Here is a 10842-nt window from a genome sequence, read left to right on the forward strand (position 1 = left end):
CGCCGCTGTTAGGTGATTGATGCACAAAGCAGCATTTATCACCTAATTAACGGATATTACTGGAGTGTAATCATTTAATTGGCCTGCTAATCGACAAATAACTTTCATTCAACAATGTGCTACCCCTGCCGATAATGCCTCAGACCGTTTTGATTCTGAGGTAATTATGTCGTTAAAAAAGTCGTCCCTTGCCGTCCTGTTTGCGTTGTTATTTTTCTTTGTTGCCAGTGCTGCGACCAACGTCTGGCTGGTGATTAAGAGCAATGAATCCCTGGATAATGTGAATAAAGAGATCCAGGTTGTGCTGTCAATCATCGACCCTATTAACCACAGCCGGACCCTGCGCGTGCGGGTAATGGAATATATGAAGCAGGCGGAAGGCGGCGAGACGGCCGACCTCACGCAGAAGCTGGCAGACGTTAAGCTGGCGCTGTCCAAAGCGGATGATGCGTTTGCGGCCTTTAACGCCGCGCCGCGCCTGGCGGACGAAGCACCGCTGGTCAAAAACTATGGTGACGCCTGGCTGAATTACCGCGACCAGGGGCTGGTACCGCTGATTGACGCGGCAGCGGCCCACGACGCCGCGAAATTCGATGCGCTTATCCCACAGATCTCCCGCCTCGACCGTCAGTACGAAATCGTGCTCGACCAGGTGCTTTCCATTCATCAGAAATATGCCAAAAGCCTGAATGAAGATGCCCGCGACCACTTTACCTCGGGCCTGGCAATCATTGCCGCCTTTGCGGCGCTGTTTGTGGTGGTGATCGTTGCGGTCAATTGGCTGATGACGCGCTTTGTCTTTACGCCGATTCAACTCGCACGCGAACACTGCAGCCAGATTGCTGCCGGTAAGCTGACCGAAACGGTGCCGCTGAAAGACGGTTCCCGCAATGAAATTGACCAGCTGATGGGGTCGATGGAGCAGATGCGTCTGGCCCTGCTGGAGACCATCTCTCAGGTGCGTGAAGCCTGCCGTACCGTGAATCACGCTTCGCAGGAGATTGCCTCCGGCAATATCGACCTGGCCTCGCGTACTGAACAGCAGGCGTCTGCCCTGACGGAAACCGCCGCCAGTATGGAACAGCTGAGCGCTACCGTCGCCAATAACACCGAGAACGTGCATCAGGCCGGGAAACTGGTGCAGGATGCGGTGAACAACGCGCGCACCGGCGAGTCGGTGACCCGCGAAGTGATTGATACCATGAACACCATTGCGGCTAACTCCCAGCGTATTGAAGACATCACCAGCGTGATTAACAGCATCGCCTTCCAGACCAATATTCTGGCGCTGAACGCCGCCGTTGAGGCCGCGCGTGCCGGTAATCAGGGGCGGGGTTTTGCGGTGGTCGCCACCGAAGTGCGGACCTTGGCGCAGAAAAGCGCCGTCGCGGCGAAGGATATTGAAAACCTGATTGCCCAGTCGGTCTCGAGCGTGAAAAACGGTTCACAACTGGTCAATCGCTCTGGCGAGGTGATCAATGCGATCATCACCTCGGTGAATAAAGTGAATGCGTTGATGGAGCAGATCGCCGTGGCGTCGGAAGAGCAGAGCCGCGGGATTGGTCAGGTTGGGCAGGCGGTAACGGAGATGGACGGCGTGACCCAACAAAACGCCGCGCTGGTGCAGGAGTCTGCGGCCGCAGCCGCCTCGCTGGAAGAACAGGCGAGGCATTTGACGCAAAGTATCTCCAGCTTCAGATTGCCGGAACCGGCGTAACGATTTACACGGACAGTTCCCTCTCTCTTGAGGTTTAGGGTGAGGGGGAACCTGCTGCTCAGGTGGCGGTTCCGTCCACTTTACCGAATTCTTGCCAGAGTAAACGACTTCGCGGTAACTCCCCCCTCTGTGACGCTGTCACATCACGTTGACTATCCTGGTCTATGCTTGTTATTCGCGCGCGGTTTACCGCCGACGCACTTTCTCTTTTTCCCTCAGCGTAGCGCTATACGTTAAGCAACCCGAGGCAGTACGGGTAAGACGAGGTGATGGAATGACGGCAAAAACGATGAAGTATTGGGGATGTGAATACTCAGACAGCGGCGAAACGTGCTTTCGCCTGTGGGCAAGCGGGCAGCAGCAGGTTTCGCTGCAATTAAAGGGGGATGCGTCGCCCATGAACCCGACCGACAGCGGTGGGTTTGCGCTGACCGTCGCGAACGTGGCCCCCGGTTCACCTTATCGCTTTATCCTCTCTGACGGCACAGCGGTGCCTGACCCGGCATCCCGCGCTCAGCAGGGGGATGTGAACGGGCCTTCACTCGTGACCGACCCGAAGGGATACGCCTGGCAGCATACCGGCTGGCAGGGGCGCGCCTGGGAAGAGAGCGTGATTTACGAACTGCATATCGGCACCTTTACCCCGGAAGGCACCTTTCGTGCCGCCACGGATAAGCTGCGGTATCTGGCTGAGCTCGGGATCACCGTTATTGAGCTGATGCCCGTCTCGCAGGCAGGCGGTAAGCGCGGCTGGGGCTATGACGGCGTGCTGCTGTATGCCCCGCACAGTGCTTACGGCACGCCGGATGAGCTGAAAGCCTTTGTCGATACGGCCCACGGACTGGGGCTGTCGGTGGTTCTCGATATTGTGCTCAATCATTTTGGGCCGGAGGGTAACTATCTCCCACGGCTGGCCCCGGACTTCTTCCATCCGGAGCGGATGACCCCGTGGGGCAACGGCATCGCTTACGATCTCGATCCGGTGCGGGAGTACATTACCGATGCGCCGCTGTTCTGGCTCACAGAGTATCACCTCGACGGTCTGCGTTTTGATGCCATCGACCAGGTCAAAGACAGTGCCGACACCCACGTGCTGATTGAAATCGCCGAGCGTATCCGCCGTGAAATCACCGACAGACCGGTGCATCTCACCACCGAAGACAGTCGTAACGTGGTGTTTCTGCATCCACGCGAGGAGGATGGCTCCGCGCCGCTGTTCACCGCCGAATGGAACGACGATCTGCATAACGCCGTGCATGTCATGGTCACCGGCGAGACCCACGCCTGGCATCAGGATTTTGCTGAGCACCCCGAGAAATGGGTGGCGAGGGCGCTGACAGAAGGATTTGCCTACCAGGGCGAGCGTTCCCCGCAGACGTGCGAACGTCGCGGAGTCGACAGTCGCGATCAGCCCCCGGTGGCATTTGTCGATTTTATCCAGAATCACGATCAGGTGGGCAACCGCGCCCAGGGTGACCGGCTGATTAGCCTCGTTGGAGAGGCGCGCACCCAGGTGCTGTTGGCCGCGCTGCTGCTGTCGCCGCATATTCCGCTGCTGTTTATGGGCGAAGAGTATGGTGAAACCCAGCCGTTCCTCTTTTTTACCGATTTCCAAGGAGATCTGGCGCGCGCGGTGCGTGAAGGACGAGCCCGTGAGTTTGCCGATCATGACGAAACGGTGCCCGATCCCAACGCACCTGAAACCTTCCAGCGCTCGAAGCTCGACTGGGACAAACTCAACCAACCCGCCGGTCAGCACTGGCTGCACTTCACTCAGCAACTGCTTCGTCTGCGTCAGCAGGCGATTGTCCCGCTGCTGGCAACCGCGCGTGGCGGCACCGGCAAGGTGCTGAAAACGGCGCCCGGCTGCGTGGTAGTGAGCTGGACTTTCCCACAGGGCACGCTGTCCCTGGCGCTGAATACCAGCGATCGGCGCGAAACCTTGCCCTTTCTTGCGGGGGAAACCCTGTTTGCCTGGCCTGAGGCCCGCACTGAACTGCTTCCTGACACCCTTATTGTGCGATTTGCACAGGGAGAGACCCCCTGATGATCCCTACCGCAACATGGCGTATTCAGTTTCGTAATGGTATGACGTTCGATCGTGCCGCCAGTCTGGTGCCTTATCTGCAGCAGCTCGGGATAAGCCACCTGTATGCCTCACCCATTTTTACCGCCGCCAGCGGCTCTACACACGGCTATGACGTGACCGACGTGAACGAGATCGACCCGGCCATTGGTGGACGGGCCGGGTTTGAGCGGATGGTCAGCGCCCTTAAAAGCGCCGGACTGGGGTTGATCCTCGATATTGTGCCGAACCATATGTCCACTTCGCTGGAGAACGCCTGGTGGCGGGATGTGATTGAGCACGGCGAGAACAGCCGCTTTGCCCGCCATTTTGATATCGACTGGTCGCGGCGGCTGACCTTACCGTTTCTCGGCGATGACGTAGAGGTGGCGCTGGAGAAGGGCGAACTTAGCGTGCAGCGCGATCCCAATACCGGCAAACCCGCGCTGGCGTATTTCGACAATTATTACCCGTTAACCCCCGACAGCTGGGTAGGACGAGAGGATGACGTGCTGGGGCTGTGCGACCCGGCGGCCCTTGCACAACTGCATGACCAGCAGCCGTATCGCCTGACCAGCTGGCGCGATGCCCCGCGCGATCTCTCCTGGCGGCGCTTCTTTGAGATAACGGGTCTTGTCGGCGTACGCGTCGAGGACGAGGCGGTGTTTGACGACAGCCATGCGCTGATTCTCGCCCTGGTGCGCTCGGGGGCGGTGGACGGCCTGCGCATCGATCATGTGGACGGTCTGGCCGACCCGCGCGGCTATCTGCAGCGTCTGCGCCAGCAGGCGGGAAAGGATTGTTACATCACGGTAGAGAAGATCCTCGGTAAAGGGGAGCATCTCCCGACCGACTGGCCGATATCCGGCACCACCGGGTATGAGTTTATTGCCTCGCTCTCTGAAGTGCTGGTGGATGACGAGCGCATCGGCGCCCTGCGTCAGGCCTATGATGAGGTGATGGGCCAACCGGTGGATATGCGCGCCGAGCTGCGCGCGGCCCGGCTGCTGATGGTGGAGCGTAACTTTGAAGGGGAATTTAATACCCTGCTGCAGCTGGCATTGACGGTTGGACAGGGCGAAATCGAAGAAGACGTGCTGCGGCTGGCGCTGCGGGAGCTGCTGGTGGCCTTCCCGGTGTATCGCACCTACGGCACGGCGCAGGGGCTGTCGGAGGCCGATCGGCAGCTGCTGCACAGCGTGGTGGCGAAGGTCAGCGCGGACCCGGCAGCGCTGGCGCTGCTGACCCGTATCCTGACGGGTGAGGTGGTTGATACCGACAACGCAACGGCGTTCCGTACCCGCTTCCAGCAACTGACCGGGCCGCTGATGGCCAAGTCGGTCGAAGATACGCTCTTTTTCCGTCAGCACATGGGCCTGGCCCTGAACGAAGTGGGTGCCGAGCCGGTGCCGCGCGGCTTTTCCCTGACCCGTTTCCATAGCGAGATGGCGACCCGCCGCGACCGTCAGCCGGATGCGCTCTCCGGCACCTCGACCCACGATACCAAACGCGGGGAAGACGCCCGCGCCCGGCTGTACACCCTGACCGAAGCCCCGCAAATCTGGGCCGAGTGCGTGGCCCGCTGGCAGCAGATGAACCAGACCCACGTCCGCTTTCTGAATGACGGAACCGCACCGCGTGCGGCCGATACCTGGATGCTGTATCAGGCCCTGGCGGGTGTCTGGCCACCGCACCTCGACCCGCAGGATCCGGTGGGGCTGAAAGCCCTTGAGGAACGGTTCCTGGAATTTGTCGAGAAAGCCCTGCGCGAAGCCAAGGTGCGCACCGACTGGGTCGACAGCAACGAAGCCTATGAAACGGTGGTCCTGGCCTACGCCGCCCATCTGCTGTCGCCCGATAATCAGCTGTTCTTACAGGATTTTTGCACCGCACTGCGGCCATTTATTCTCAGCGGGCTGGTCAACAGCCTGAGTCAGACGGTGATCAAACTCACCGCCCCCGGCGTGCCGGATATTTATCAGGGCAGTGAGGGGCTCAACTTTAGCCTGGTTGACCCGGATAACCGCCGGGAACCGGATTACGCCCGACTCGCGCAGCAGCTTAGCGTGAAACCCGCAGGTATTGCCAGCTGGCTGGACGGGCAACTCAAGCAGTCGGTGATTGCCACTCTGCTGCAGCTGCGTCAGCAGAAACCAGCGCTGTTCCGCCTGGGGAGCTATACGGCGCTGATCACCACCGGCGAGCAGGCGGATAAAGCTATCGCCTATGCCCGGATTGATGACGGTGATGCGTTGATCGTAGTGGCGCCACGTCTGGCCTTTGATGCGGCCCACGACGCGTTCCCGGTCAGCGGGGCGGCCCTGTGGGCACAAACCGACGTGATCCTGCCTGCGGGCCTGGCGAACCGTCGCTACCGGGACTGCTTCAGCGGTGAGATCCTGTTATTAAATGAAAGCCTGCAACTCGCGACGACGCGGGACTGCTGGCGGGTTTTACTTGCCTGTGACTGATTTTGGCAAGACCACTTTTTTGCGTTCGAGGGAGAGACTATGGCAAATGATAAACGCTATGAGATCCGGGCAGGCTACAGCCATCAGCTCGGGGCTAACTACGACGGTAAAGGGGTTAACTTTGCGCTGTTTTCGGCTCACGCCGAGCGCGTGGAGTTATGTCTGTACGATCCAAGCGGCAAAACCGAGATTGCTCGTCTGGAGCTGCCGGAATATACCCACGAGGTCTGGCACGGCTATGTCCCGGATCTGAAACCCGGCGCTCTGTATGGCTATCGGGTCTACGGGCCTTACGATCCTGAAAATGGTCATCGCTTTAATCATCACAAGCTGTTGATTGACCCCTATGCCCGGGATCTGGTGGGCGATCTGCGCTGGAACGATGCCCATTTTGCCTGGCAGTTGGGGCATGAAGACAAAGACCTCAGCTTTGATACCCGCGACAGTGCGCCGTTCACACCTAAGTGTCGGGTGATTGATCCCACCGTGTTCGACGGGCAGGACCCGCATCGCCCCGCAGTGCCGTGGTCCAGTACCATCCTGTATGAAACTCACGTGAAGGGTTTTACCCAGCTTAACCCGGCCATTCCTGCAGAACTTCGTGGCACCTATGAAGGGTTGGGACATAAAGCGGCGGTGGATTACATCAAAAGCCTCGGCATTACCTCGGTGGAGCTACTCCCGGTGCATGCCTTCCCTGACGATCAGCATCTGCTGGATAAGGGGCTGAAAAATTACTGGGGTTACAACACGCTCAGCTTCTTTTCGCTGGCCTCGCGCTACTGCGGACCGCAGGGGATTCAGGGTTTTCGGGAGATGGTGCGGGCCTTTCACGATGCCGGTATCGAAGTGATCCTCGACGTGGTCTATAACCACACCGCCGAGGGCAACGAGCTGGGACCGACCCTGTCGTTCAAAGGGATCGATAACTTTTCCTATTACCGCACCATCGTCGATCAGCACCGTTATTATGTGAACGATACCGGAACCGGTAATACGGTAAATACCTCCCATCCCCGGGTGCTGCAGATGGTGATGGATTCGCTGCGCTACTGGGCGCAATCAATGCACATTGATGGCTTCCGTTTTGACCTGGGGACCATTCTGGGACGGGAGCCGGAAGGGTTCACTCAGCGTAGCGGCTTCTTTGACGCTATGATGCAGGATCCGGTGCTCTCCAAACTGAAACTGATTGGCGAGCCGTGGGATATCGGCCCCGGAGGCTATCAGGTGGGCGGCTTCCCGCCGGGGTGGGGCGAGTGGAACGACAAGTATCGTGATACCGTGCGTGAATACTGGCGGGGCGATAACGTCTCATCTGACTTTGCCGCCCGGCTGCTGGGTTCCGGCGATCTGTACGACCTGCGTGGTCGACGGCCCTGGTCCAGTATCAACTTTATTACCGCCCACGACGGTTTTACCCTCAACGACCTGGTTTCGTTTAACGAGAAGCATAACGACGCTAATCTCGACAATAACACCGACGGGCACAACGATAACCGGTCATCGAATTACGGCGTGGAAGGCCCGACAGACGACGAGCAGATTAACGCGATAAGAGAGCAGCAGAAGCGCAATCTGCTCACCACGCTGTTCTTTTCCCACGGTACGCCGATGCTGCTGGCGGGCGATGAGTTTGGTCGCAGCCAGCAGGGGAACAATAATGTCTACTGTCAGGATAGCGAGATCAGCTGGGTTCACTGGGAAAATCTGCCCGAGAGCGCCGACGCGCTGCGCAAATTTACCCGTCAGCTGATTCATCTGCGCACCACCCAGCCGTTACTGCGCCGCGAGAGCTGGCGAGACGGGATGGAGATCCACTGGTTTAATGCCGGAGGAGGAGCGCAGCAGCCGGAAGACTGGGAGGCGGGGGCGACGCTGGGACTGTATATCAGTCGCCCGGACCTGAAAATCCAGGAAGGACTCTGGCACGACGTACTGTTGCTGATCAACCCCGCCAACAGTCCGGTACCCTTTAGTCTGCCGCAGCACGGCGAGGGAGGATGGACGCTGGCGCTGAGCACCGCTGTGGATGATGATCACCCCCACAAGGTCCCGCAGGAGGCGGTGTTTGACTTAGCGGGCCGCAGTATCGCGCTGTTCAGGCGGCCTTAACCTCAGGTTACTTGTCGGCCCGTGCTCTGGCCCACGGGCTGGTGGCGTCTTCGTCATCTGCCGCCGGAGCCGGGTCGTCGAGGGAGTCCAGATACAGGGCTTCAACCTCGGCGCGGGCCCACGGCGTGCGGCGCAGGAACTTGAGGCTGGATTTCACGCTCGGGTCGCTGTTAAAGCAGTTGATTTTAATGATCTTACCCAGCCCGGCCCAACCGTAGCGCGCCACCAGGGCCGTGACCTGCATCTCGAGGGTAACGCCGTGGAGAGGATCTTTCGAAGGTTGAGTCGTCATAGGCATCCGATTGTTATCTGGCAAGGGGAGAAAGCGGGGAAGGTTACAAGAAATCCTGGGGGGCAGCAAGCGCCTGCATCGCTGAATACAGGCGCCTGAATGCGGAATTTACGACCCCCAGCGGCTTCGCAGATAGCGCACTGCTTCCTGTGTCTGGGGCTGATTAAGGTTATCTTCCCGGAACAGGATCGTGCCGTCGATCTGCGGTTCTGACTCGTTCAAATCCAGCTGCTTTTTCAATTCCGGCACGCCGCCTTTCACCGTCCAGTCCGGTTCTTTGCTGGACGGTTCTCCCACCTTGTACAGCGCCACGCCAATATAGAGCCGCGTTTGGGTCGGCTTGACCACCTCGGCCCACCATTTTGCCAGCACATTGTAACGCGCGGCATCGCGGGCAAACGGCCAGTACAGCTGCGGGGCGATATAGTCCAGCAACCCTTGCTGCACCCAGCGCCGGGTATCGGCGAAGGACTCATCATAAGCCGCCGCGCCACGGGTATCGGATCCGGCTGGATCATGCGAACGGTTACGCCAGACGCCTGCCGGGCTCACGCCAAACTCCACGTTCGGGTTGATCTGCTTAATGGTCCGCGACACCTGGGCAATCAGCTGCTGGGTGTTATTGCGCCGCCAGTCAGCCTTCGAGGCAAAACCCTGACCGTACTGCCGCCAGGTGGCGTTGTCATTAAGCGCAGAGCCTGCGGATTCGGCATAGAAATAGTCATCAAACTGCACGCCGTCCACCGGATAACGCGACACCACTTCCGCCACGATACTGGCAATCCAGTCCCGCGCCTCGGGAATACCCGGGTCGAGCACATAGCGATCGCCGGCAGTGCGGATCCAGTCGCGGTGCAGAACGAACACGCTGGCAGGGTTGAGCGACAGGGTACGGTTCAGCTCCGCCACTGTGCCAGGGCGGGTATTGGTCGAGACGCGGTAAGGGTTAAACCACGCGTGAACCTTCATCCCGCGCTTGTGCGCTTCATCGAGCATAAACTGCAGCGGATCGTAACCCGGATCCTGACCAATTTTGCCGGTCAGCATATCCGACCAGGGCAGTATTCGTGAGGGCCACAGGGCGGTGCCGTCAGGTTTGACCTGGAAAAACACGGTATTGATTCCGAGGCTTTTCAGGTTATCCAGCTTATCGGTCAGGGCTTTTTGCTGCTGCTGGATACGCGACGCGGGGCTGTCACCATTCACCGACGAGACCGGCGGCCAGTCGAGACGCGACACGGTCGCCAGCCAGACGCCGCGCACCGGTTCATTGTGCTGCGGCTTTTGCACCAGCGGCTGTTTAGCGACCGGCGGCAGAGGCGTCACCAGCGATTTTGGGGGCGTAGAGCTGCAGCTGGCCAGTAAAAACGCCCAGGCGACAAGTATGCTCGAGCGTTTGAGGTGTTGTGCTACAGGCTGAAAACGGCGTGAACGGGCGATGATAGGCTCCAGTTTATGGGTAGTCGCCGGGAACGCTTATTCTCTTATTATTCGGGGGTAAGTCAATCACAGAGAGCGTGCTAAGGTTACGACGAGTAAAGGGAGTCCATCGCACATGACTGAACGGGGAAAGCAGATGTCCAGAGCATTACTGATTATCGATATGCAGAAGTTTGTGGAAGACCGGATCAATAAAGGCGTTCATTTTTATCCTTCTGACGCCATCAGCAATATGACCGCCGTATTAAGCCAGTTCCGTCAGGAGCAGGCGCTGGTGGCCCACGTTGTCCACCAGACGCCCGACGAGGGCAGCGTGCTGCACCAGGATTCGCCTTTCTATCCGGTCCTCAGTGATTTTTCACCTACCCCCGACGAACACGTATTCATTAAGCGGACCTCATCGGCGTTTGCCTCTACCGATCTTAAGCAGTATCTGGATGAGAAGGGGATCTCAGAGGTGGTGGTGATGGGTGCCGTTGCCGGTTTCTGCGTGAATTCTACCGTCAGACATGGGTCAGATCTGGGGCTGAAAATGACGGTGGTTAAGGATGCAGTGTTAAGCTTTGATTTACCGGACGCCCAGCGAGAAGAAAAAAACATTCATGACGTCACGATGAAACTGCTCGAGGCTGGCTTTGCGAGGATGGTTTTCGCTGACGATTGTTAGCACCTGATCCTGAACAGATCAGGTGCTACTGCATTACTGTTTCAGGATCTGCTCAAGCGTAGCCCCAATAGCCAG

7 protein-coding genes are annotated in these 10842 nt (G+C 58.7%); 5 read left to right on the forward strand and 2 right to left on the reverse strand.

Annotation, left to right across the window (positions count from 1 at the left end; genetic code table 11):
• Positions 1-166: 166 nt before the first annotated feature.
• From ACRDD5_RS15445 to glgX, 4 genes are all read left to right on the forward strand, one after another.
• Positions 167-1717: a methyl-accepting chemotaxis protein gene (locus ACRDD5_RS15445; protein WP_271281081.1), complete on the forward strand. Its 1551-nt coding sequence runs from the start codon at positions 167-169 to the stop codon at positions 1715-1717.
• 274 nt (positions 1718-1991) lie between these two features.
• Positions 1992-3764: a malto-oligosyltrehalose trehalohydrolase gene (gene treZ, locus ACRDD5_RS15450; RefSeq protein WP_438677233.1), complete on the forward strand. Its 1773-nt coding sequence runs from the start codon at positions 1992-1994 to the stop codon at positions 3762-3764.
• Positions 3764-6253 carry a malto-oligosyltrehalose synthase gene (gene treY, locus ACRDD5_RS15455; RefSeq protein WP_438677234.1) on the forward strand — a complete coding sequence of 830 codons (2490 nt, stop codon included), beginning with the start codon at positions 3764-3766 and terminating at the stop codon, positions 6251-6253. The genes treZ and treY overlap by 1 nt, the downstream gene beginning before the upstream one ends.
• A gap of 39 nt (positions 6254-6292) precedes the next feature.
• Positions 6293-8368 carry a glycogen debranching protein GlgX gene (gene glgX, locus ACRDD5_RS15460; protein WP_438677235.1) on the forward strand — a complete coding sequence of 692 codons (2076 nt, stop codon included), beginning with the start codon at positions 6293-6295 and terminating at the stop codon, positions 8366-8368.
• 7 nt (positions 8369-8375) lie between these two features.
• Here the strand turns inward: glgX and ACRDD5_RS15465 are convergent, their stop codons facing one another.
• Positions 8376-8660 (reverse strand): VF530 family DNA-binding protein, encoded by a 285-nt coding sequence (locus ACRDD5_RS15465; RefSeq protein WP_438677236.1) that lies wholly within the window; start codon positions 8658-8660, stop codon positions 8376-8378.
• A gap of 108 nt (positions 8661-8768) precedes the next feature.
• Positions 8769-10100: a glycoside hydrolase family 10 protein gene (locus ACRDD5_RS15470; RefSeq protein WP_438677238.1), complete on the reverse strand. Its 1332-nt coding sequence runs from the start codon at positions 10098-10100 to the stop codon at positions 8769-8771.
• Positions 10101-10236: 136 nt separating this feature from the next.
• Between ACRDD5_RS15470 and ACRDD5_RS15475 the strand changes: the two genes are divergently transcribed.
• On the forward strand, positions 10237-10767 hold the full coding sequence (locus tag ACRDD5_RS15475; protein ID WP_438677237.1) for an isochorismatase family protein: 531 nt from the start codon (positions 10237-10239) through the stop codon (positions 10765-10767).
• Positions 10768-10842 lie beyond the last annotated feature (75 nt).

This window comes from Silvania sp. (assembly GCF_051656365.1).
Taxonomy (GTDB): Bacteria; Pseudomonadota; Gammaproteobacteria; order Enterobacterales; family Enterobacteriaceae; genus Enterobacter; species Enterobacter hatchlandensis.

Excerpts from the sequence above, each read along its gene's own strand:
- ACRDD5_RS15445 (WP_271281081.1), top strand. The coding sequence starts at position 167 with ATGTCGTTAAAAAAGTCGTCCCTTGCCGTCCTGTTTGCGTTGTTATTT.
- treZ (WP_438677233.1), top strand. The coding sequence starts at position 1,992 with ATGACGGCAAAAACGATGAAGTATTGGGGATGTGAATACTCAGACAGC.
- treY (WP_438677234.1), top strand. The coding sequence starts at position 3,764 with ATGATCCCTACCGCAACATGGCGTATTCAGTTTCGTAATGGTATGACG.
- glgX (WP_438677235.1), top strand. The coding sequence starts at position 6,293 with ATGGCAAATGATAAACGCTATGAGATCCGGGCAGGCTACAGCCATCAG.
- ACRDD5_RS15465 (WP_438677236.1), bottom strand. The coding sequence starts at position 8,660 with ATGACGACTCAACCTTCGAAAGATCCTCTCCACGGCGTTACCCTCGAG.
- ACRDD5_RS15475 (WP_438677237.1), top strand. The coding sequence starts at position 10,237 with ATGTCCAGAGCATTACTGATTATCGATATGCAGAAGTTTGTGGAAGAC.